This window comes from Ensifer sp. B1-9, assembly GCF_050474445.1.
In the GTDB taxonomy this organism is placed as follows: Bacteria; Pseudomonadota; Alphaproteobacteria; order Rhizobiales; family Rhizobiaceae; genus Ensifer.
In genome coordinates this window covers 389,862-412,765 of record NZ_JBCHVG010000005.1, presented here as the reverse complement: position 1 = coordinate 412,765, position 22,904 = coordinate 389,862, and the positions used below count along the sequence as shown (strand labels likewise).

Below are 22,904 nucleotides of genomic sequence, written 5' to 3'. Positions count from 1 at the left end.
GCATGGCCTCTGAGCCGCGCCGGCAATTGCGTTTCACTCCGCTTGCCGGCGGGTTCCTGACGAGCTTGCTGGTTGCCGTCGCCCTCTATCTGTTTGCCGAATCGGTGTTTGAAACACAGCGCGAGCTGTTCTTCGACAGCCTGACACAATGGATTCCCGCGCCGCAGTCGCCTGACATCGTTGTCGTCGACATCGACCGCCAGGCCAACCAATCGCGCCCCTGGGACAGAACGGCAACCGCCGAACTTCTGTCGCGGCTTGCGACGGCGGGCGCCAAGGCTGTGGCGGTCGACTTCGTCTTCAGCGCCGATTGCAACACGGCCAGCGACGGCAATACAGCGCTCGCCTCCGCGCTTGGACGCGTTCCCGTCGTTCTCGGCTTTCTGATCGCCGATACGGTCCAGGAGCAGCCGCGGCCGGTACCGCCGTTGGCATTGAGCCGGCCCTTCACTCCGCCCGAGCTCTGGTTCCTCGACGGCGCCGAAACCTCCTGTGCCGCGTTCATGGACCATGCGAAGGCGGCAGCGGCTTCGTTTCTCGTTGGTGACGAAGACGCGCGGATCCGCCGGGTGCAGGCCTATGCCATCCTCGGCAACGACGCTTTTCCGACATTGGCGGTCGAGGCGACACGACTGATGCGCGGAGCCGGCACGCCGATCCTCGGTGGCGAGCCCGCCTGGCTGCGCCTCGACGGACAGGTGATCGCGCTCGACGAGACCGGCAGTCTGCGCTTCGCCGCAAGTGCCGCGGACCGGCTCGCCGCCCGCACCGTTTCCGCCGCCGACGTGTTGTCCGGCAAGGCGGCAGCGGACCGCTTCGCAGGCAAGCTCGTGCTCATCGGCAGCAGCCTGCCGAACCTCGGGGGCTTACGGCCCAGCGCCTCGATGCCGCTCGAGCCCTCGGTGCAGATCCACGCGGATATCGCCAACGCGATCCTGACCGGCTTCATACCGAAGCGCGACGATCGACTTCCGCTCGCCGAAGCCGGCATCGCGTTTCTCGCCAGCCTCGCCGTTGCCTTCGCCGCCGCTCGCCTTCGACCGCTGGTATCGGCAGCCCTTGGCCTCGGTGCGGTCGCCGCCGTCGTCGCGGCAGCGGCGGTTATCTATGGCGCCAGCGGCTGGTTGATCGATGCGATCGGCATTTCGGTCGCCCTCGCCGTCGTCCTCGCGGTGACGAGCGTGCTGCAATTTGCTCGCGTGCGGCGAGCCGAAGCGGCTGCGCGGCAGAAATTCTCGCAGTACCTGCCGCAATCGGTCGTCGCCCGCTACATCGACAATCCCGGGCTTACACGCGTGGCCGGCGAGGAACGGCAGGTGACAGCGCTCTTCACCGATATCGAGAGCTTTTCCTCCCTGTCGCAGAGGCTGAAGCCGCGGGACCTCATTGCCTTGCTCGACATCTACTTTGCCGAGGTCAATGCGCTGGTGGCGGCGCATGGCGGCATGGTCGACAAGGTGGTGGGCGATGCGGTGCACGCGTTTTTCAATGCGCCCGAGGATCTCCCCGAACATGTCGACCGGGCCATCGATTGCGCCAAGGCGATCCACGCGCTGACGGAAGAGATGCGCCGGCGTCCGCAGTTCGCGGCCAACTCTTTCGGCAGAACCCGGATCGGCGTCGAGACCGGACCGGCCGTTGTCGGTGAAGTCGGCGCCGGCGGCAAGCTCGACTACACGGCTCATGGCGACGCGATCAATCTGGCTGCGCGCCTGCAGGAGGCGAACAAGTTCCTCGGCACCGCCATCTGCGTCGGGCCTGCTGCCGCAGCGGAAAGCAAGCGACCGCTCCGCCCCCTCGGCAGCCACGAAATCCGCGGCTTTTCGACGATGGAATTGTTCACGGTCGCCGACTGAGGCGACGGCTGGCCGCGCGTCTCAGTGCGACTCCAGTAATAGCGGACCGGTTTTCGGGATTGCGTCAACTCAACGTGTCAGGCCGACGCTGGCATAGGCTTCCGTGATACGCGGCTCGCCCCAGTTGACGGGCTCGCTCGGGGCTTCACCGCGGCGATGAAACTCCACCCCCTGCCCCGCAGCCACGACCCGGGTCACCCCGCCACGCGCGACCGAAACGCTTCCATGTTCGACGAAGACGGCAAATGCGGCTCGGCTCGGTCCGCAGAAGAATTTGGTGCCGCGCACGCCGATCATGCCGAAGGCGGTGCGGACCGCCACATCGACCTTCGGCAGCCCCTCGGGCCGATCGAAGACCATGCGCCCTGTTCCGAGTTCGAGCGTACCACCCTGACCGGCGATGAAGCTATCGACGAGCAGCTCGGTCTCGGCGCCGAGCAGCACGCGCGTGTCCGTACCGAGGCGCAAGGTCGCGTAGCTCTCGGCATTCGTGTGCACGCGGTCGTTCTCGTAAAGCTGGCTACCGACCGTCAGCGGCTCGTCCTTTTGCGCCTGCTTCCGCCGCACATCGCCGCGGACCTCCGTTGCCTCGCCAAGTGAGGGGCTTGCCCAGGAGGTGGCGATGCCGCCGCCGGCCGCCGTCAGCAACAGGCCACCAACGACAACGCGCCGGCTCACCAGCATCTTGCGCATCGGCGCGGCCAGGTTTTCCATTGCCCCTCTCCCGTTTGAGCGTTGCGACATTCGAGGATAGCCCCGGCATTCCCGGATGCAAGCCGGCTCGCGCGCCGTGTCCCGATGATCGTCCAGCAGTTCGCCAGAGCTTTCGTTGTCGGGCTGTTACCCCCGGAACAGCCCGACCTGGCAGGCGCGGATAAGTTCACCGTCAAGACAAGGGGAGAGCCTCATGGAAAAGCGCAGCACATCCGGTACCGGCATCATCAACGCACTGCTGCTGGCGGTCGTCAGCCTGCTGGCTGTCGCCGCGATCGCCCTGCCGTCGGCACGTGCTGCCGAGCTCTCCGCCGCCGACGTCTGCGACCGCGAGGCCGGCAGCATCTTCGACCTGCAGCGCAATCAGGCCTTCCCGGCCGTTGCCACCGAGGACATCAGGATCGGCGTGGCGCTTTCAGCTTGCCGTGAGGCCTATAACCAGAAGAGCGGCGCTCGCACCGAATTCCAACTGGCCCGCGTACTCGACAAGGCCGGCCAGAAGGCTCAGTCAATGCGTATTCTCGGCGAAGCCGCCGAACACGGCCACGCGCTGGCGATGACCAACTATGCCGTTCTCCTGGGCGAGCAGGGCGACACGACAGCCGAATTCGCGCTGAACCAGAAGGCCGCTGCAGCCGGCAATATTCTCGCCGCCTACAATCTCGGCGTTTCCTATCGTGACGGCATGGGCACGCCGGTCAACGGCAAGCTGGCGATCGAGTGGTTCGAACGGGCATCGCTCGCCGGCGACGACGTCGCCGCCTTCAACCTCGCGGTCATGCTGGACGAAGGCAAGCTGGTCCCGGAAGACAACAGCAAGGCCGCCAAATTCTACCGGTTGGCGGCCAACCGCGGCAATGTCGATGCCATGGTCAATCTCGGTCTGATGCTCGAGAACGGCGAAGGTATCGCGAAGGACATCCCCGCAGCCCGCGCGATCTTCCGCAAGGCTGCCAACGAAGGCGACGCGTTTGCCGAACGGAAGCTTGCCGAACTCGAGGGCAACGACGCCTTCCAGACCGCCATGCTCGGCAAGACCAGCCGCATCAAGTAACCCAACACGCCTCCCAAGGGCCACGCGGGCCGGAGATCACTGGGATCTTCGGCCCGCGTTTTCGTTTGAGAGGAGGAGATTGGGCTGGTTAGCGGATCTCGCCGGCCTGGGGCCCCCAGGTGTCGGTGAGCGCAAAGCCGTCGGCCAGCGGATCGAACGGATCGAGCGCCACCTGATGCAGGCCGAAGGTCCAGCCGCGGCCGGCAATCGTCGGGATGATCGCTTCGCGGCCGGCAACCGTCGTGACACCTTCGAGACCCACCTCAAATTCCGACCCGATGATCGAGCGCGACTTCAGAACGTCGCCGACCTTGACCTTACCGCGCGCATGCAGCGTCGCGAGATTGGCCGAGCTGCCCGTGCCGCAGGGCGAGCGGTCGACGCGGCCCGGCCACATGGTGGTGCAGGTCCGGATCGTGCCATCAGGCTCGACATCGCGGAACATGACATAGGCGACGCCCTTGATCTCCGGGATTTCCGGATGGACGACGGGGATCGTGCGGTTGACGATATCCTTCAGGATCATGCCGGCCTCGACGATCTCGCGGGCGTTCGCCTTGTCGATCGTGGTGCCGATCTGGCCGACGTCGACCAGTGCATAGAAGATGCCGCCGTAGCAGAGATCGAGCTTGATCTTGCCCCACTTCGGCGTATCGACCTCGACGTCGAGCTCGTGCACGAAGGACGGAACCATCGTCAGCTTCACCTTCTCGCAACGACCGTCGCGGCAGGTCGCGGTCGCCTTGACGAGACCGGAGGCCGTGTCGAGCATTACCACCGTCTCCGGCTCCTTCATCTCGATGATGCCGGATTCGAGCAGGGCGGTCGTGACGCAGATCGAATTCGAGCCGGACATGGCGTGCGCCTGGTCGGCCTGGAGAATGATGAAACCGGCATCGGCTTCCGGGCGCTTCGGCGGCACCAGCAGGTTGACCGAGCCGATCGAGCCGGAGCGCGGCTCGAGGCAGAGGAACCGGCGCAGGCTGTCATCGACCGTGTTGATGTGGTTGAGCTGCTCGGCGATCGAGTTCCCGGGGATCTTCGGCACGCCGCCGATCGCGACCTTGCCGATCTCACCCTCGCAATGAACGTCCAGCAACTGGATCGTGCGCTTCCACCGCATGCCGTTTCTCCAACTCGCTTGCCATCGCCCTATCGGCGATCATGGCTGATATATCAGATGCGCTTGCATTAGCGCTTTCCGGGAGCCGCCGCAAGGAAAACCGCCGGTGCTTGAGAGTCGCCCCGAAGTTGCCGCTTGACGCATCACACACCGCGCGACAGCTTGAGCCATCCGCGACGCAACCTTCTGGATCTCCATGACAAAGCTGATCATCTTTACCGACCTTCACATGGTGCCCGAAGGCACGACGATCATCGGCCTCGATCCCTACCAACGCCTTGCCGCCGGCATCGAACACGTCAACCGCTACCATGCGGACGCCGACCGGGTGATCTTTACCGGCGATCTCACCCACTACGCCGATCGCGCCTCCTACGAAAGGCTGAAGCGGCTCATCGATCAGCTCGTGCCGCCGGTCGCCATCACCATCGGCAACCATGACCGACGCGAGGTTTTTCTCGACGCCTTCCCCGACGCCGTGACGGACGAGAACGGGTTCGTGCAGCAGGCAATCGATTTCCCGGACTGCCGCGCCATCCTGCTCGATACGCTCTTTGCCCCACCCTATGATTATCCTACCAGCCATGCAGGCGTTCTCTGTGCTAAACGGCTTGCCTGGCTCGACCGGCAGCTTGCCGACGCCGGCGACAAACCGGCGCTGCTGTTCATGCATCACCCGCCACACAGGACAGGCTTTACCGGCATGGACATGATCCGGCTCGCCAATGAGACCGAGTTCTACGATCTCGTCAAAAGGCATTCCAACGTCCGCCATATCTTCGCCGGTCACGTGCACCGCACGATCAGCGGCTCCTCCCGCGGCATTCCCTTCTCGATCTTCAAGAGCCCGGTGCACCAGCAGCCTATGCCCTTCGACGCACCCGACGCCTCCTTGTCCGTCGATGAACCGGCGGCCTACGGCATCGCCGTGGTGACCGACGACGGCGTGCTGGTCCATACCGAAGACTACGAGATCGCCCGCCGGGACGCCGCCATCGCGTGAGGCCATTTCGGACCGCCGGCCTTCATGCTAGTTTGGCGCATGACCCAATCTACCGACGAGAGCTTCGACTGCCAAAGCTGCGGCGCCTGTTGTGCCTATTCGGCCGACTGGCCGCGCTTCTCGCTGGAGACGGACGAGGAACTCGACCTGATCCCGGCGGAATATGTTTCTGCCGATCTCGGGGGCATGCGCTGCGAGGACGATCGTTGCTGTGCGCTCGGCGGTAAGCTCGGCGAACAGGTATCGTGCAAGATCTACGCCATCCGCCCGATCGTCTGCCGCACCTGCATGCCCGGCGACGACGAGTGCCTGATGGCGCGTGAAAGGCATTTCGGCAAAGCGGCGTGATTTACCGCGCCGCGCGCCTTATCAGACGCGCAAAGGTCGCTGTAGCCCTTTGAATGGCTGCACGTTTTTATCCTTAAATCGGCCAGGATTTAAGGAACCATGAACTAGGATCATCCGGCAGTTTAGCAAAGATTCCGCATTCCTTACGGCGCCGCGCCAGCGGAATGGTGAAACATTCCGCCAAACACGAAATTTGCCGGATGGATGTACGGCGGAAGGAAGCGTATTTTCCGCCCACGATCGGGGGCGCGCCGCGCCCTTGGAAACCGCTTCCCGGAGGATAGCGCTCGATGAGCCAGACACCGCTTCAGAAGATCACGACCGAGACCGGCGCGCCGCAGGCTCCCTTCGCCGAGTTCGCTCCGCCGGTGCGACCGCAGAGCACGCTTCGCCAGGCAATCACCGCCGCCTACCGTCGCCCGGAAACCGAGGCGCTGCCGGCACTCGTCGAAGCGGCGACGCTGCCTGCCGCAACCCGCCAGGCGGCCGCCAAGACCGCGCGCAAGCTGATCGAGGCGCTGCGCGCCAAGCACAAGGGCTCCGGCGTCGAGGGTCTGGTGCAGGAATATTCGCTATCGAGCCAGGAAGGCGTGGCGCTGATGTGCCTGGCCGAAGCGCTGCTGCGCATTCCGGACACGGCGACGCGTGACGCACTGATCCGCGACAAGATCGCCGACGGCGACTGGAAGTCGCATATCGGCGGCGGCCGCTCACTGTTCGTCAACGCCGCCACCTGGGGCCTCGTCGTCACCGGCAAGCTCACCTCGACCGTCAACGACCGCAGCCTTTCCGCCGCGCTGACGCGCCTGATCGCCCGTTGCGGCGAGCCGGTCATCCGCCGCGGCGTCGACATGGCGATGCGCATGATGGGCGAACAGTTCGTCACCGGCGAGACCATCGACGAGGCGCTGCGCCGCTCGCGCGCGCTCGAACAGAAGGGCTTCCGCTACTCCTACGACATGCTCGGCGAAGCGGCGACGACGGCGGCCGACGCGGAGCGCTACTACCGCGACTACGAGGCGGCGATCCACGCCATCGGCAAGGCATCCGCCGGCCGCGGCATCTATGAAGGCCCGGGCATCTCGATCAAGCTTTCGGCGCTGCACCCGCGCTATTCCCGCGCCCAGGCGTCGCGCGTCATGAGCGAGCTGCTGCCCAAGGTGAAGGCGCTCGCCGTCATTGCCAAGAAATACGATATCGGCCTCAACATCGACGCCGAGGAAGCCGACCGCCTCGAACTTTCGCTCGACCTGCTCGAAGAACTGTGCCTCGACAAGGACCTCGCCGGCTGGAACGGCATGGGCTTCGTCGTCCAGGCCTACGGCAAGCGCTGCCCCTTCGTGCTCGACTTCATCATCGACCTCGCGCGCCGCGCCGACCGCCGTATCATGGTGCGCCTCGTCAAGGGCGCCTATTGGGACGCCGAGATCAAGCGTGCCCAGCTCGACGGTCTGGAAGATTTCCCGGTCTACACCCGCAAGATCTACACGGACGTCTCCTATATCGCCTGCGCCAAGAAGCTGCTGGCCGCGACCGACGTGATCTTCCCGCAGTTCGCGACCCACAATGCGCAGTCGCTGGCGACGATCTATGAAATGGCCGGCAAGGACTTCAAGGTCGGCAAGTACGAATTCCAGTGCCTGCACGGCATGGGCGAGCCGCTCTACGACGAAGTGGTCGGCAAGGGCAATCTTGACCGCCCCTGCCGCATCTACGCGCCGGTCGGCACGCACGAGACGCTGCTTGCCTATCTCGTTCGCCGCCTGCTCGAAAACGGCGCGAACTCCTCCTTCGTCAACCGCATCGCCGATCCGAAGGTCTCTGTCGACGAGCTCATCGCCGATCCGGTCGAGATCGTACGCGCCATGCCCGTCGTCGGCGCGCCGCACGACCAGATCGCGCTCCCCGACAATCTCTTCGGCGAAGCGCGCCGCAATTCCGCCGGTCTTGATCTCTCGAACGAAGCGGGCCTTGCCTCGCTGACCGCAGCGCTGCAGGCCAGTGCTGCCGTCGACTGGAGAGCCGTTCCGCAACTGGCAACGGGCACCGCCTCCGGCGAAACGCGCGCCGTCGTCAACCCCGGCGACCGCCGCGACGTGGTCGGCTCGGTGACGGAGGCTTCCGAAGCCGACGCCCGCCAGGCCGTGACCCTTGCCTCCGAGGCGGCCGCAAGCTGGGCTGCCGTCTCGCCGGCCGAGCGCTCCGCCTGCCTCACGCGCGCTGCCGACCTGATGCAGGCGCGCATGCCGACCCTGCTCGGCCTCATCGCCCGCGAAGCCGGCAAGTCGCTGCCGAACGCCATTGCCGAAGTGCGCGAGGCGATCGACTTCCTGCGTTACTACGCCGAACAGACGCGCCGCACCCTCGGCCCGGCCCATAAGGCACTTGGGCCCATCGTCTGCATTAGCCCGTGGAACTTCCCGCTGGCGATCTTCACCGGCCAGATTGCCGCGGCGCTCGTTGCCGGCAACCCGGTGCTGGCCAAGCCTGCCGAGGAAACGCCGCTGATCGCCGCCGAAGGCGTGCGCATCCTGCACGAGGCCGGCGTTCCCGCCGCCGCGCTGCAACTGCTCCCCGGCGACGGCCGCATCGGTGCGGCCCTGGTAGCCGCGCCGGAAATCGCCGGCGTCATGTTCACCGGCTCGACCGAAGTCGCGCGCCTGATCCAGGCGCAGCTTGCCGACCGGCTGTCGCCGGCTGGCCGACCGATCCCGCTGATTGCCGAGACCGGCGGCCAGAACGCCATGATCGTCGACAGCTCGGCGCTTGCCGAACAGGTCGTCGGCGACGTCATCGCCTCTGCCTTCGACAGCGCTGGCCAGCGCTGCTCGGCGCTGCGTGTGCTTTGCCTGCAGGAAGACGTGGCCGAGCGCACGCTTTCGATGCTGAAGGGTGCGCTGCATGAACTGAAGATCGGCCGCACCGACCGGCTGTCGGTCGATGTCGGCCCGGTGATCACCGCTGAGGCCAAGGGCATCATCGAGAAGCACATCGACGCCATGCGCGGCCTCGGCCGCAAGGTCGAGCAGATCGGCCTTGCGTCGGAGACCGAACAGGGCACCTTCGTGCCGCCGACGATCATCGAGCTCGACAAGCTCTCGGATCTGAAGCGCGAAGTCTTCGGTCCGGTGCTGCACGTCATCCGCTACCGCCGCGACGATCTCGACCGGCTGATCGACGACATCAACGCCACCGGCTACGGCCTGACATTCGGCCTGCACACGCGCCTCGACGAGACGATTGCCCATGTGACGGCACGGGTGAAGGCGGGCAACCTCTACGTCAACCGCAACGTCATCGGCGCTGTCGTCGGCGTCCAGCCCTTCGGCGGCCGCGGCCTCTCCGGCACCGGCCCGAAGGCCGGCGGCCCGCTCTATCTCGGCCGCCTGGTCGCGACCGCACCGGTGCCGCCGCAGCACAGCTCGGTCCATACCGATCCGGCGCTGCTCGACTTCGCCAAGTGGCTCGACGGCAAGGGCGCGAAAGCCGAAGCCGAAGCTGCCCGCACCGCCGGCAGCAATTCCGCGCTCGGCCTCAACTCCGAGCTTCCGGGACCGGTCGGCGAGCGCAACCTCTATGCGCTGCATCCGCGTGGCCGCGTGCTCCTGGTTCCGGCGACGGAAACCGGCCTCTATCACCAGCTCGGCGCCGCCCTTGCCACCGGCAACACCGTCGTCGTCGATGCCGCTTCCGGCCTGCAGGCCTCGCTGAAGGACCTGCCGGCGAGCGTCGCCGCACGCCTCTCCTGGTCGAAGGATTGGGCGGCGGACGGCCCCTTCGCCGGTGCACTCGTCGAAGGCGACGGCGCACGGGTGCGCGAGGTCGGCAAGACGATCGCAGGCCTGCCGGGCCCGCTGGTTCTCGTCCAGGCGGCTTCGACCGAGGAGATCGGCAAGAACCCCGACGCCTATTGCCTGAACTGGCTGCTCGAGGAGGTCTCGACCTCGATCAACACGGCGGCCGCCGGCGGCAATGCGAGCCTGATGGCGATCGGCTGATTAAGGCCGCGTCCGCGGAACAAGGATGCCTCTCCCGAAGGCGGGAGAGGCGATGGAGGATTGGGCCACGCCGCTTGCATGGCCTGTCACAGAAATGGGGGGTCGGGAAAGTTCACTCCGACCCCTTCATCAGCCAAGCCCACGACCCACCCAAACCGTGGTGGCGCAATTGCCCTCAATCCGTTATCAGCAATGACAAAACGGAAGCGGCCATGTTCACCCTCAAGCGCACGGAAACGGCAACCCAGGACGTCAAGAAGAGCCGGTTTCTGGCGATCGCAGCGCCGGTTGCCGACGAACAGGCAGCGAAGGACTTTCTCGCCTCCCACTCCGACCCCACGGCCAACCACAATTGCTGGGCTTGGCGCATCGGCCAGGCCTATCGCTTCAGTGACGACGGCGAGCCGAGCGGAACGGCCGGCAAGCCGATCCTGGCGGCGATCGACGGCCAGGAACTCGATCGCGTCGCGGTCGTGGTGACGCGCTGGTTCGGCGGCATCCTGCTCGGAAGCGGCGGCCTGGTGCGCGCCTATGGCGGCACGGCGGCGCTCTGTCTCAGGGCGGCGGAAAAGATCGAGATGATCGAAACCGTGCGCGCGACCGTTGCCGTCGATTTTTCCGACATGGCGCTGGTGAAGGCGCGGCTTCTTGCCCGCGACGTGACCATTGCCGGCGAGAGCTTTACGGACAAGGGCCCGATCCTGACCGTCGACCTGCGCAAGGATGAGGCGCAGGCGATCCTCGCGATGGTCGTCGATCTCAGCCGCGGCAAGGCCGTGGTCTCGCTGGACGATTGAGCCCGTCACCGCAGCTCCGAACATCGACATCGAGCCGCCAGGGAGCCGCCAGCGAAAACTGTATGCGGTTTCCCGCCGTATCTGCCGCTCTCATTTACTCGTCGCGATCTTTCAGATTCACTCCTTGCGCTTTAAGTTCTTGATATTTCGCATGTCGTTATCGCAAAACTGCGCACATGCTTTAGAAGCGCTCCACCCCAGCTATGATCGACGACGCACAACAGGAGACAGCACCATGAAGACGAGAGTTCTTGGCAAGACCGGCGCCACCATTTCCGAGATCGGCTTCGGCGCCTGGCAGATCGGCGGCTCCTGGGGCGATGTCAGCGAGGCGGACGGCAGGCGCGCGCTCCATGCGGCGCTCGACGCGGGCGTCACCTTCGTCGACACGGCCGATGTCTATGGCGACGGTCGGTCCGAGAAGATCATCGCGGCCGTATTGAAGGAGCGCGGCGGCGACAAGCCCTTCGTTGCGACCAAAGCCGGCCGCCGGCTCAATCCACATGTCGCGGAAGGTTACACGGGCGAAAACATCGAGGCCTTCATCGACCGCAGCCTCGCCAATCTCGGCGTCGAGACGCTCGACCTCGTGCAGCTCCATTGCCCGCCGACCGAGGTCTACTATCGCCCGGAGCTGTTCGCAGCCCTGGATCGGCTCGTCGCCAAGGGCAAGATCCGGCACTACGGCGTATCGGTCGAAAAGGTGGAGGAAGCGCTGAAGGCGATCGAATACCCGGGCGTGGCCACGGTGCAGATCATCTACAACATCTTCCGCCAGCGACCGCATGAACTGTTCTTTGCCGAGGCGCGGAAGAAGAATGTCGGCGTCATCGTGCGCGTGCCGCTCGCCTCCGGACTGCTTTCCGGCAAGATCACCCGCGAAACCGCCTTTGCTGCCGACGACCATCGCAACTTCAACCGGCACGGCGAGGCCTTCGATGTCGGCGAGACCTTTGCCGGCGTACCGTTCGAAGCGGGGCTGGAGGCGGTCGAGCAGCTCCGCCCACTGGTGCCCACGGGCGTGCCGATGGCACAGTTCGCGCTGCGCTGGATCCTCGAGCAGCAGGCAGTCTCGGTCGTCATTCCCGGCGCCCGCAACGAGGCGCAGGCGCAATCCAATGCCGCTGCCAGCGGGCTCGCCGCCATCGACGATCAAACCAAGGCCGCGATCGCCGCGGTTTACGAGCGACTGGTGAAGGTTCATGTTCATCACCGCTGGTAACTGACGCCCCCGCCGACAGGCGAGCGCGATCAAGGGAGGCGCAGCCATGACTGATCCCTTCGATCTGCAACGGTTCATCGACGCCCAGGACCGCGTCTATGCCGCGGTTCTGGACGAGCTCACCCACGGCCGCAAACGGACGCACTGGATGTGGTTCGTCTTCCCGCAACTTGCCGGTCTCGGCCATTCGCCGATGGCCGAGCGCTACGCGATATCGGGTCTCGAAGAAGCGTCCGCCTATCTGGCACACCCAGTACTCGGCGCGAGGCTTCGGGAATGCACCGAACTTGTCAATGCGGTTGCCGGGAAATCGGCCCACGACATCTTCTCAAGCCCCGACGACGTGAAATTCCGGTCATCGATGACCTTGTTCGCCGAGGTCGACGAAGCGGGAAGCCTGTTCGAGCAGGCCCTTGAACGTTATTTCGCGGGAGAGAAGGATCGGCGCACTTTGGACATCCTGGCGCAACGGCGCTGATATCCGGCGCTCAAGCCTTGCTGGGGCGCCGATTGGCGGCCGTCAGAGGTTCGGTGTCGAGTTGACCAGGAAAAACAGGATGGTGAAGGCGCATATCGAGAGGCCAGCGACGATCACCAGCAGTTCTTTCATCATGTAGCGATACATCCGGCGCCTCCTTTCCTTCCGTGGCCGCGGTATCTCCCCGAATATAGGAAGTCATTGGGCCAATTCTCAGACACAGGCGTCAAAAGTTCGTGAAGGCGCTCCCGTTTCTTCTGATCCGGAGTCACCATCCCCCACAGGCTCCGAGACGGGTTCAACGCCTCCACGACGTATGCAAATTAAGTTATACTAATATATACTATTTGTCACCTAACCACTTCGGAGGATTGAACAATTGCTCCTCCCGCCATGCGATGAATATGTCCCAGCGGCAAAGCTTCATCGTGGCCGATCGGCGACTTACCGATGGCAATCATCGGAAACAGCGCGTCGGCTGAGGTTGTTTTGCGCTTTCCGGATTTGCACTCGCCTATTTCGGCAATGGAACCATTGCCGCGCTCGGCAGCCCGCGACGGCCGTCTATCGCCATTCGATTGCTTTCAGCACGCCAGAAAGCGACAGGGAAGCGCCCAGCGACAGTCTGTGGGGCGCTGGCGCGCAAACGAAGTTACCGGCGGGAGACAACGGCCTGAAACGCAAAAATCGACACAGGGAACGTGGATTGGTGTAGACTGTCGGGAAGAAGAAAAAGAAGAAGGATGGCGCACCCGAAGAGATTCGAACTCCTGACCCCCAGATTCGTAGTCTGGTGCTCTATCCAGCTGAGCTACGGGTGCTTTTGCCTGAAGCGGCGGAACCGCTTGCGTGAGCGGTTCTCTAAAGGGTCCTTTCGGGGATTGCAAGCGCCGTTCGGCAAAAAATTTCATTTTTACGACGATGGCCCGACTTGCTGTGGACAGTCGCGGTAACACCGATGCGGCAACGCCCTGAAAAGCAGGGCATTCCGCCAGGGAAGCAGGCGCGAAAAAATTATCGCGGGCGTCAGACTTTGCGCTTCATTCTTTCTAGTGACGGAATTTCGAGCGGAAGGCGTCGAGCGGCACCGGCCGGTCGGGCAGTTCGATGCGGAAGAGCGTGCCGGGCGTCGGCTTTTCGACAAGCGCGATCGTGCCGCCATGAGCGAGCACGAGCTCGCGTGCAATCGCGAGGCCAAGACCCGTGCCGCCGGAGCGTGCCGAACCGCGGAAGGCGGCGAACAGGTTTTCCCGGGCCTTGGGCGGCATTCCGGGGCCGGTATCATCAACCGAAATGGTGACGACGCTGCCTACCCGCATGGCGGAAACCGTAACAAGCCGCGGACGGCCGTCCTCCGGTTCGTGATTGGTCAAAGCCTGCACGGCGTTGCGGCAAATATTGTGCACCACCCGGAAGAGCTGCTCGCTGTCCGCATCCACCTCGATGTCGTCCTGCATCTGGATCTGGAAATCGATGCCCGCCTGGGGATCGATCGCCAGCAGTTCGGCGACATCGGAAACGAGCGGTTTCAATGCGACGAAGCGGCGATGCGGCTCGGCCTCGGTCGTTCGGCCATAGGAGAGTACCTCGCGCGTATAGCCGACGGCCCGGTCGATGGTGCGCAGCAGGGTCGGGGCAAACCGCTTGACCACGGGATCGTCGACATCGGCCAGGCGGTCGGAAATCAATTGCGCCGAGGACAGGATGTTGCGCATGTCGTGGTTGATCTTCGACACCGCAAGGCCAAGTTCCGCAAGGCTCTTCTGTTGCTTCAGGGTCTTTTGCAGTTCACGCTGCATGCTGGCGAGATGCTGACCGGCGACGGCAAGTTCGTCGCGTCCCTCCGGCGGCACGAGCACCCGACCGGGATCGGCCGGATCGTTGGAAAATTCCTGCATGTTCGCCGTCATCCGCCGGATCGGCGTGATCAGCATGCGATTGATGGCGAGGAAGATCAGCGCCGCGGTGATCAGCGAAATGATGAGCGATAGGACAAAGACGTTGCGCGAGTAGACGAGCATCGCCTTGCGCAGGCTCGCATCCTTCATCAGAAGCTCGATCGTCGCGTCGCTCTCCCCAAGCGGCCCATAGACACGGATCACACGATCACCGCCGAAGAGCAGGGTATCGAAGGCATCGCGGATGGCGGCAAAGGCGGTCGAATTGGCGACGTCATACTCGCCCTTGATCTCGAGAGGCATGTCGGTCAGTGCGATCATGCGCGACGCGTCCTTGCGTCGGATGACGATCGCCTTCGTGCCGGTCGCCATCAGCGTGTCCTTCTGCACGCTGCGCGGCAGCTCGACGTTCTGCAGGCCGTCGACGACGACGGCAGCGGCAGCAGCCGTGTTCAGCCGATCCTCAAGCCAGCGAATGCGCATGGTTGCGACGGACGGCGCGAAGATCAGCACCTCCGCCAGCATGACGAAGACGATGGTCAGCAGGAGCAGCTTACCGGAAAGGCCCCGGAAGAACCCCGCACTCGTCCTCAGTGACTCGCTTGCCGTTACCGGACGCGTCTCTTCCGCCATGCCTTACAAACTTCCCTGCCCGTCAACAAAAACGCCCGCGACCCCGCACAAGTGCCCGAGCCAAAGGGCTTCGCGCCAGGGGCAATAATAGGAGATGGCCGCCCGTTTTCCAATCTCGGAGCGGCCGGGCGGGGTGCGACATAGGCGCGGACATCATTCGGCGTCACGCCGTTGGCAGCCGCAAAGGACCACATCCCGATCATCTCCCTCCCCGCATCGCCGACGCGAAATCTTCGGCGCGCTACCGCCTCGCTCAGGTCTAGCTGCACAGAATCCGGATCGGTGTAAGTCACCCAGGGAACAGTGGCATCGTCAGGTACCGGCGCATGGCGCGCGGCAGCGGGCACAGGCGGCGATGGAGTAGAACGGCTATGGCGTTCGGGGCAGCCAAAACAGCGAGCCCGCGGCACCATAACGGTACCGCGGGCTCCGAACACCTGACGAGGCAAGTTGCCGCTCAGAACTCTTGCCAGTCGTCCTTCGCGACAGCCGCAGCGGAGCTGCCGCCAAAGGCGCGGGCGACGTTGCCCATCATGCGACGCGCCGGCGATTCGATCGGGCGAGCGGCGGTTTCGCGGGCGACGACCACCGGCCTTGCGGCGGTATTGTCCACCTTGAAGTAGGCGATCAGGTTGGCGAGGTTGTTGGCCTCGGCGGAGAGCTTGTGGGTGGCGGCATTCGCCTCCTCCACCATCGCCGCATTCTGCTGGGTCACCTGGTCCATCTGGTTGACCGCGGTGCTGACTTCGCTCAAGCCCGTCGACTGCTCGCGCGCCGCCGTTGCGATCGAATGGATATGGTCGTTGATCTTCAGGACGCGGTCTTCGATCTCACCGAGCGCCGAACCGGTTTCCTGCACCAGCCGGACACCGGTCGCCACTTCGCTGCCGGACTTCGAGATCAGCGCCTTAATGTCCTTGGCCGCACTGGCGGCGCGCTGCGCCAGTTCGCGCACTTCCTGGGCAACGACGGCAAAGCCCTTGCCGGCATCACCGGCACGCGCCGCCTCGACGCCGGCGTTCAGTGCCAGAAGGTTGGTCTGGAAGGCGATTTCGTCGATCACGTTGGTGATCTGGCCGATCTCGCTCGACGCCTGCTCGATACGGCCCATGGCATCGACGGCATTGCGCACGACGGCGGCAGACTGCGCCGCGCTATGCTTGGCCTCGTTGACCATGACGGTCGCTTCCTGCGCCCGCTCGGTCGAACTCTTCACGGCAACGGTGATCTCGTCGAGGGCGGCCGAGGTTTCCTCAAGTGCTGCCGCCTGCTGCTCGGTGCGCTTCGACAGGTCGTCGGCAGCAGCGCGCAGTTCGGACGAGTTGCCATTGATCGTGTCGGTCGTCACGCGGACTTCACGGAGCGTCTTCTGCAGGGTCGACAGCGTCTCGTTGACGTTCTCCTGCAATTCGGCGAAGGCACCCTGGAAGTGGCCGTTCATGCTCTGGGTCAGGTCGCCCGCCGCCAGGCTCGCGACGACCCGGCGGGTCTCGGCAATGCCGGCATCGACGCTGCCGACCAGTTCGTTGACGCTCGCGGCGAACCGGTTGAGATCGTCGTTTTCATAGTCCTTGCCGATGCGCTTGGTGAAATCGCCGGCGGCCGCGGCCGCCACGACGACACCGATGCTCGACTGCAGATCGGCGCTCTTTTCGCGCAGCACTGCTTCCTGCGCGTTGAGGTCACGAACGGCGAGACCGTTCTGCTTGAACACCTGAACGGCCTCGGCCATTTCACCGATCTCGTCCTTGCGGCCCGCGAAGGGCACGTCGACAGTGAGATCGCCGCCAGCGAGCTGCTTCATCTTACCGGTCAGCTCGAGAATCGGGCGGCTCAAGTGGTTCGTTGCGATATAGAAGGCCGCGCCGAGGCCGGCGAGCATGCCGAGGCCGGCGATAGCGAGGATAACGATGACCACCGAGCGCTCGAAAGCCGCGACCTCCGCGGTGACGGCTTCGAGTGTCTTCAGGTTGATATCAGCGACGGAGTCGATCTGCTGCTGGAAGGCCTTGCGGTTGGCCCGGTTGGCATCGTTGTTGCCCTGCTCGCTGGCAGCCTGGGGCGAAACCTGTTCGCCGAGGCGCGCCGTTTCCACCCGGAACGTCCTGAACTCCTTGGCGCGATCGACCAGCGTCTCAAAGGAGGCTTGCGTGTCGGCGGGGATCAGCGGGCGCCATTCGGCAAGCAGCGCATCGATCTTGTCGAGATTCGTGCGAATGCCCTCGGCAAAGGGCTTCGCCTTTTCGACGGTCGGGGCGGCGTAGATGCCGCGCGATTCCATCACCACCGTGGTCACCAGGCGGTTCAAGCGTTCCGCCTTGAAGGCGCGCGCAGCGACATTTTCATATTGCTGGAATTTCTCGTTGTACTTGACGACCGTCACGAGCGACATTCCGGTCACAGCAACGGCCAGCAGGCTCATGATCCCGACGATCAGATAGATTTTACCGCGTATTTTCATCCCGACCTCCACGAGGCCGCGAGAGCTGTCCGTTTATCGGACATCTCGCCACCCCATTGCACCGGGGAGACCCTAAAATAGCCGTGGTTAATAAAGGTCATCGCCGCCAACCGGCATTCTGGGGAGCGCCGATTAGAGTTCTGTTTACCAATCTCGGCTAGTTGCCCACCTTTTTGCGCACCTGTGAGACGCCGCTTGCCAGGGATCCGTCACTTTTGCGATGCCGCTGCCACTGAATCGCCGGCTGCAATTGACTTTCCGGGAATTTTCCTCTTATAAGCCGCGCACGTCCGGTCAAGCCCTCCTGCCCGAGAAGGCGGAGCCGTGTCCGGTAACGTAAACGCTCCTTGCTACACGCAAACCCAAGAAGGGCCGCACACCGCGGTATTAAATAAATGAAGCGTACCTACCAACCGTCCAAGCTTGTCCGCAAGCGTCGCCACGGCTTCCGTTCGCGCATGGCTACCAAGGGTGGCCAGAAGGTCCTCGCAGCCCGCCGGGCTCGTGGCCGCAAGCGTCTTTCGGCTTAAGCCGAAACTGCCCGAAACCAGTGTCCGGGCACATGACGTCAGATAAAGACAAAACGACTGTCGGGCGGCTGAAAAGCCGTCCGCAGTTTTTGGCCGTTCGGGCTGGAGAAAGCCGTAGAGGCCCGCTGTTTCTCCTCGAAGTGCTCGACCGCAACGATCCGGAAGGCGAGGCCCGCGTCGGCTTCACCGTTACCAAGAAACACGGCAATGCCGTCGAGCGAAACCGGATGCGCCGGCGCCTGAAAGAGGCGGTGCGGCTTTCCGCCGGGTTTGCAATGAAACCCGGACACGACTATGTGATTGTCGCCCGACGCGATCTCCTGAACGCCCCCTTCGACGCCTTGACCCGGGGGCTTCGCGAGCGCATCGAAAACAAGCCGAAACAGAAGCGGCCGCCGGCCGGTTCCAGGAAACCATGATGGAAAAAAACCGCAACTATTTCGTGGCGATCGGCCTGTCCGTGCTGATCCTCATTGCCTGGCAGTTCCTTTACGTCAATCCGAAGATGGAAAAGGAACGCATCGCTGCGGAAGCCCTGCGAGCGCAACAGGCGCAGTCGCAGTCGCAGCAGCAATCGGCGACCCCGACGCAGCAGCCTTCGGGCCAGGCTCTCCCGGGCAGCGGTGCAATTCCCGGCGCTGGTGAGAACCGCGACCAGGCCATTGCCAAATCGGCGCGCGTTGCGATCGACACACCGGCCCTTTCCGGCTCCATCAACCTGACCGGTGCCCGTTTCGACGACCTCAAGCTCAAGGAATACCGTGAGACGGTCGATCCGAAGAGCCCGGTCATCACGCTCTTCAGCCCCGCCGAGACGACCGACGGCTACTTTGCCGAACTCGGTTATGTCGGCAGCGATGCGACCGGCAGCGTGCCGGGCCCGCAGACCGTCTGGACGCTTTCCGGCGGCGAAAAGCTGACCGCTGCGAACCCGGTGACGCTGACCTTCACCAACGAGAAGGGCGTCACCTTCACCCGCACGATCTCGGTCGACGACCACTACATGTTCCAGGTGGTCGACAGCATCAAGAACGCCACGGCCGAGCCGCTCGCGCTGTCATCCTATGGCCGCGTGACGCGCTTCAACAAGCCGACGACGCCGAGCGTCTACGTGCTGCACGAAGGCTTCATCGGTGTCCTCGGCGAACACGGCCTGCAGGAACTGAAGTACGGCAAGATCGAGGACCAGAAGTCCGTCGAACCAGGCAAGGCGACCGGCGGCTGGCTCGGCATCACCGACAAGTACTGGGCGGCAGCGATCGTGCCGCCGCAGGCGACCCCTTACGACACCCGCTTCACGCACTTCACCGACGGCCGCGCCCGCTACCAGAGCGACTACAAGAGCGACGCCGTCACCGTGGCTCCCGGCCAGACGTCCGAGGTCAAGAACCTCGTCTTCGCCGGTGCCAAGGAAGTTCCCGTCGTCGACAATTACGAAGTGGCCTACTCGATCCCCAATTTCGACAAGCTGATCGACTGGGGCTGGTTCTACTTCATCACCAAGCCGATGTTCAAAATGATGGATTTCTTCTTCCGTCTGTTCGGCAACTTCGGCATCGCGATCCTGATCACCACGATCGTCGTCAAGGGTCTCTTCTTCCCGCTCGCCAACAAGCAATACGCATCGATGGCGAACATGAAGAAGGTTCAGCCGAAGATGGAAGAACTGAAGAAGAAGTTCGGCGACGACCGCATGGGCCTGCAGCAGGCGATGATGCAGCTCTACAAGGAAGAGAAGATCAATCCGCTGGCGGGCTGCTGGCCGATCCTCATCCAGATCCCGGTGTTCTTCGCGCTCTACAAGGTGATCTACATCACCATCGAGATGCGCCATGCGCCGTTCTTCGGCTGGATCCACGACCTCTCGGCGCCGGATCCGACGACGATCGTCAATCTCTTCGGCCTGCTGCCCTTCGACGGCCCGACCTTCCTGCATCTCGGCGTCTGGCCGATCATCATGGGCATCACCATGTTCGTGCAGATGCGCATGAACCCGACGCCTCCGGACCCGACCCAGGCGATGCTGTTCACCTGGATGCCCGTGGTCTTCACCTTCATGCTGGCATCCTTCCCGGCCGGCTTGGTGATCTACTGGGCCTGGAACAACACCCTTTCGGTGCTCCAGCAGTCGATCATCATGAAGCGCCAGGGCGTGAAGATCGAGCTCCTGGACAACCTGAAGAGCCTGTTCGCGAAGAAACCCAAGCCGGCGGAATGACGCCGGCCGGTACGACAATCCCAGAGCCCCGGACCCAAGGTCCGGGGCTCTTTCGTTTTGACGCCATCGCGCGACACGTTATGGCGTTGACGCGGGCGCGTAGGGCAGGCATCAGGCGCTATCGAAATCACTGCGCCTCGCTCCAGGACAATTTGCCATGACCGACCCGTCGGCCACCTCCGTTCCGTTCGCCGCCAGCGAGAAGCTTGGCGCCGTGCTCGTCTTCGGCTCCGCTTTCTTCTGGAGCTTCGGAGGGGCGATCGCCCGGTTCCTGGAGATCCCCGATAGCTGGACGATCGTCTTCTGGCGTTGCCTCTTTGCCGGCCTCTTCCTGCTCGCCTTCATGCTGGTGCGCGACGGACCGCGAGGCACGCTTGCGCTTTTCAAGGGCATGGGCTGGCCGGGGATCGCTGTCGGGCTCTGCTTCACCATTGCCTCGACCTCCTTCATCATCGCCATTTCCTATACGACCATCGCCAATGTGGTGCTGCTCGGCGCCGGCGTGCCGCTGTTTGCAGCGCTAATGAGCTGGGCGCTGTTTCGCGAACGGGTCTCGCGTTTCACCTGGGGCGCGATTACCGCCGTCATCGTCGGCGTCGCGATCATGGTGTCGGAGAGCCTGACGGGCAGCGTGTCGCCGATCGGCGATGCACTGGCGCTGCTGATCCCCGTGGTCTTCGCGCTGGCAACCGTCATCACACGCCGCTATCCACACGTGCGGATGACGCCGGCCACCTGCTTCGGCTGCTTCGCCGCCAGCGCCATTGCGGCAAGCCAGTCGTCCGGGCTTGCAGTGACCTCGAGCGAACTCGCTCTGCTCTTCGTCTTCGGCGCCTTCAACCTCGGGCTTGGCATGGCGCTCTTCGTCACCGGCGCCCGGCTGGTGCCTTCGGCGCTCGCCGCCCTGCTCGGCACCGCCGAAACCGTGCTCGGTCCCGTCTGGGTCGCGATCATCCACGGCGAACTACCGAGCGGCCGGACGATCATCGGCGGCACCTTCATCTTCCTGGCGCTGCTTGCCTATCTCTTCAACGAGTTCCGGCGGACGCAAACCATCCCCACACGGCCGGTCCGCACGCCGACGCCTTGACATCCACGGCCAAAACCGGGAAGCCATGAGCTTTCTCGATGAAGGACCGACCGCCGATGGCCGAAACCAGAACCAAAGACGACAAGCCGCTGTTCGGCCGGCCGTGGATTTTCATTCGCGGCGTGCCCGCCATGAAATTCCTGCCGCCGGAAGGTCCGGTGGAAATCGCCTTTGCCGGCCGCTCGAACGTCGGCAAGTCGTCGCTGATCAATGCCCTGGTCGGCCACAAGGGACTGGCAAGAACTTCGAATACGCCGGGCCGCACGCAAGAGCTCAACTACTTCGTGCCGGACGGATTTTCGGGCGAGGCCGACGACCTGCCGCCGATGGCGCTCGTCGACATGCCCGGCTACGGCTATGCCCAGGCGCCGAAGGAACAGGTCGATGCCTGGACGAAGCTGGTGTTCGACTATCTGCGCGGCCGTTCGACGCTGAAGCGCGTCTATGTGCTGATCGATGCCCGCCACGGCATCAAGAAGAACGACGAGGAGGTCCTCGGCCTGCTCGACAAGGCGGCCGTCTCCTACCAGATCGTGCTCACCAAGACCGACAAGATCAAGGCCGCCGGCGTGCCGCGGCTGATCGCCGAAACGCTCGACAAGATCAAGAAGCGCCCCGCCGCCTTCCCCGAGGTACTTTCAACCTCCTCTGAGAAGGGCCAGGGCATCGACGAGCTGCGCGCCGCGATCGGCACGGCGATCGCCCGCTAAGGCGATCCCACAATCGTTCGAAGCGCGCCGTGACGTGCGCGCTGCGCAGAGGTCAATCAACTCAAAGTCTTTGATCTCTGTCACTACCCCGACATGCAATACGCTCTATCTCTGCGTTGCGTCCGGATCGGTGGCGCGGCCAGAGATAGGAGAGACACATGTCCGAATTGATCGTTGTCGGATTCGATTCCCCTGAGGAAGCCGACAGGGTTCTGGTCCGGCTCGCCGGGCTGAAGAAGGAATACCTGATCGACCTCGAAGACGCGGTCGTCGTCGTGCGCGACACGGAAGGCAAGGTTCATCTCAAGCAGAGCCTGAACCTGACCGCAGTCGGCGCAACGTCCGGACTGCTTTCCGGTTCGATCTGGGGCGGGCTCGTCGGTCTTCTGTTCCTCAATCCGCTGGCGGGCTTTGCGATCGGCGGCGCGCTCGGCGCCGGCGCCGGCGCCCTTTCCGGATCGCTGACCGACTACGGCATCGACGACGAGTTCATCAAATCGCTCGGCAACACCATCCCAAACAATTCCTCGGCACTGTTCATCCTCGTGCGCAAGGTCCAGCCCGAGAAGGTGCTCGCCGAATTCCCGGACCTGCGCGGCCGTGTCCTGAAGACGTCGCTTTCGCCGGAACAGGAGCAGAAGCTGCAGGCTGCGCTTTCCGGCGCGGCCGCGTCCTCGCCGCCGGCCGGGTCGTTCTGAACGTCCGAAAAGTCAAAGTTCTACAGCGACCTTTGCGCGTCTGATCAGACGCGCGGCGCTGTAGCGCTCGAGC

18 protein-coding genes, 1 tRNA gene and 1 pseudogene are annotated in these 22,904 nt (G+C 64.0%); 15 read left to right on the top strand and 5 right to left on the bottom strand.

The window, feature by feature from the left end:
* Positions 1-2 precede the first annotated feature (2 nt).
* Entirely contained in the window at positions 3-1,856 is a 1,854-nt protein-coding gene (locus ACQ5BM_RS11940) for a CHASE2 domain-containing protein (RefSeq protein ID WP_429811118.1), read from the top strand.
* Positions 1,857-1,925: 69 nt separating this feature from the next.
* Here ACQ5BM_RS11940 and ACQ5BM_RS11935 read toward each other — a convergent pair whose 3' ends face one another.
* Positions 1,926-2,549 (bottom strand): FecR family protein, encoded by a 624-nt coding sequence (locus ACQ5BM_RS11935; RefSeq protein WP_429811171.1) that lies wholly within the window; start codon positions 2,547-2,549, stop codon positions 1,926-1,928.
* A 214-nt stretch (positions 2,550-2,763) separates the two neighbouring features.
* Between ACQ5BM_RS11935 and ACQ5BM_RS11930 the strand changes: the two are divergent.
* Both ACQ5BM_RS11930 and ACQ5BM_RS11925 read left to right on the top strand, forming a co-directional pair.
* Positions 2,764-3,309: pseudogene (locus ACQ5BM_RS11930) on the top strand (sel1 repeat family protein); the annotation flags it as partial.
* On the top strand, positions 3,286-3,624 hold the full coding sequence (locus ACQ5BM_RS11925) for a tetratricopeptide repeat protein (RefSeq protein ID WP_429811169.1): 339 nt from the start codon (positions 3,286-3,288) through the stop codon (positions 3,622-3,624). The pseudogene ACQ5BM_RS11930 and the gene ACQ5BM_RS11925, both read left to right, overlap by 24 nt.
* An 88-nt stretch (positions 3,625-3,712) precedes the next feature.
* Here ACQ5BM_RS11925 and ACQ5BM_RS11920 read toward each other — a convergent pair whose 3' ends face one another.
* The gene (locus ACQ5BM_RS11920) at positions 3,713-4,747 is read right to left on the bottom strand and encodes a proline racemase family protein (protein ID WP_223726310.1); all 1,035 of its coding nucleotides are present in this window, start codon (positions 4,745-4,747) and stop codon (positions 3,713-3,715) included.
* Positions 4,748-4,943: 196 nt separating this feature from the next.
* Here ACQ5BM_RS11920 and spdA point away from each other — a divergent pair, with 196 nt between their 5' ends.
* From spdA to ACQ5BM_RS11890, 6 genes are all read left to right on the top strand, one after another.
* Positions 4,944-5,750 (top strand): 2', 3'cyclic nucleotide phosphodiesterase SpdA, encoded by an 807-nt coding sequence (spdA, locus tag ACQ5BM_RS11915; protein ID WP_429811116.1) that lies wholly within the window; start codon positions 4,944-4,946, stop codon positions 5,748-5,750.
* A 39-nt stretch (positions 5,751-5,789) separates the two neighbouring features.
* Positions 5,790-6,098 (top strand): YkgJ family cysteine cluster protein, encoded by a 309-nt coding sequence (locus ACQ5BM_RS11910; protein ID WP_429811115.1) that lies wholly within the window; start codon positions 5,790-5,792, stop codon positions 6,096-6,098.
* A gap of 290 nt (positions 6,099-6,388) precedes the next feature.
* Positions 6,389-10,096: a trifunctional transcriptional regulator/proline dehydrogenase/L-glutamate gamma-semialdehyde dehydrogenase gene (gene putA, locus ACQ5BM_RS11905; RefSeq protein ID WP_429811113.1), complete on the top strand. Its 3,708-nt coding sequence runs from the start codon at positions 6,389-6,391 to the stop codon at positions 10,094-10,096.
* 212 nt (positions 10,097-10,308) lie between these two features.
* Complete coding sequence (locus tag ACQ5BM_RS11900; protein ID WP_429811111.1) at positions 10,309-10,893, top strand: IMPACT family protein; 585 nt, start codon at positions 10,309-10,311, stop codon at positions 10,891-10,893.
* 235 nt (positions 10,894-11,128) lie between these two features.
* Entirely contained in the window at positions 11,129-12,115 is a 987-nt protein-coding gene (locus ACQ5BM_RS11895) for an aldo/keto reductase (RefSeq protein WP_429811109.1), read from the top strand.
* Between the two features lie 46 nt (positions 12,116-12,161).
* On the top strand, positions 12,162-12,593 hold the full coding sequence (locus tag ACQ5BM_RS11890) for a DUF1810 domain-containing protein (RefSeq protein WP_429811107.1): 432 nt from the start codon (positions 12,162-12,164) through the stop codon (positions 12,591-12,593).
* 744 nt (positions 12,594-13,337) lie between these two features.
* Here ACQ5BM_RS11890 and ACQ5BM_RS11885 read toward each other — a convergent pair.
* The 3 genes from ACQ5BM_RS11885 to ACQ5BM_RS11875 all read right to left on the bottom strand — a co-directional run bounded on the left by ACQ5BM_RS11885 (position 13,338) and on the right by ACQ5BM_RS11875 (position 17,585).
* A tRNA-Arg gene (locus tag ACQ5BM_RS11885) sits at positions 13,338-13,414 on the bottom strand.
* A gap of 228 nt (positions 13,415-13,642) precedes the next feature.
* Positions 13,643-15,124, bottom strand: coding sequence for an ATP-binding protein (locus ACQ5BM_RS11880; RefSeq protein ID WP_429811105.1), 1,482 nt, complete (start codon positions 15,122-15,124; stop codon positions 13,643-13,645).
* Positions 15,125-15,581: 457 nt separating this feature from the next.
* Complete coding sequence (locus tag ACQ5BM_RS11875) at positions 15,582-17,585, bottom strand: HAMP domain-containing methyl-accepting chemotaxis protein (RefSeq protein ID WP_429811103.1); 2,004 nt, start codon at positions 17,583-17,585, stop codon at positions 15,582-15,584.
* 395 nt (positions 17,586-17,980) lie between these two features.
* Between ACQ5BM_RS11875 and rpmH the strand changes: the two genes are divergently transcribed.
* The 6 genes from rpmH (at position 17,981) to ACQ5BM_RS11845 (ending at position 22,831) form a co-directional block, all read left to right on the top strand.
* Positions 17,981-18,115 (top strand): 50S ribosomal protein L34, encoded by a 135-nt coding sequence (rpmH, locus tag ACQ5BM_RS11870; RefSeq protein ID WP_077962533.1) that lies wholly within the window; start codon positions 17,981-17,983, stop codon positions 18,113-18,115.
* A gap of 20 nt (positions 18,116-18,135) precedes the next feature.
* Complete coding sequence (gene rnpA / locus ACQ5BM_RS11865; protein WP_173515399.1) at positions 18,136-18,534, top strand: ribonuclease P protein component; 399 nt, start codon at positions 18,136-18,138, stop codon at positions 18,532-18,534.
* Positions 18,534-20,333, top strand: a complete 1,800-nt coding sequence (yidC, locus tag ACQ5BM_RS11860; protein ID WP_429811101.1) for a membrane protein insertase YidC — start codon at positions 18,534-18,536, stop codon at positions 20,331-20,333. The genes rnpA and yidC overlap by 1 nt, the downstream gene beginning before the upstream one ends.
* Before the next feature lie 157 nt (positions 20,334-20,490).
* Positions 20,491-21,423 (top strand): DMT family transporter, encoded by a 933-nt coding sequence (locus ACQ5BM_RS11855; protein ID WP_429811099.1) that lies wholly within the window; start codon positions 20,491-20,493, stop codon positions 21,421-21,423.
* A 56-nt stretch (positions 21,424-21,479) separates the two neighbouring features.
* Positions 21,480-22,133, top strand: a complete 654-nt coding sequence (gene yihA, locus ACQ5BM_RS11850; RefSeq protein WP_429811097.1) for a ribosome biogenesis GTP-binding protein YihA/YsxC — start codon at positions 21,480-21,482, stop codon at positions 22,131-22,133.
* A 158-nt stretch (positions 22,134-22,291) separates the two neighbouring features.
* Entirely contained in the window at positions 22,292-22,831 is a 540-nt protein-coding gene (locus ACQ5BM_RS11845; protein ID WP_429811095.1) for a DUF1269 domain-containing protein, read from the top strand.
* Positions 22,832-22,904: the final 73 nt, after the last annotated feature.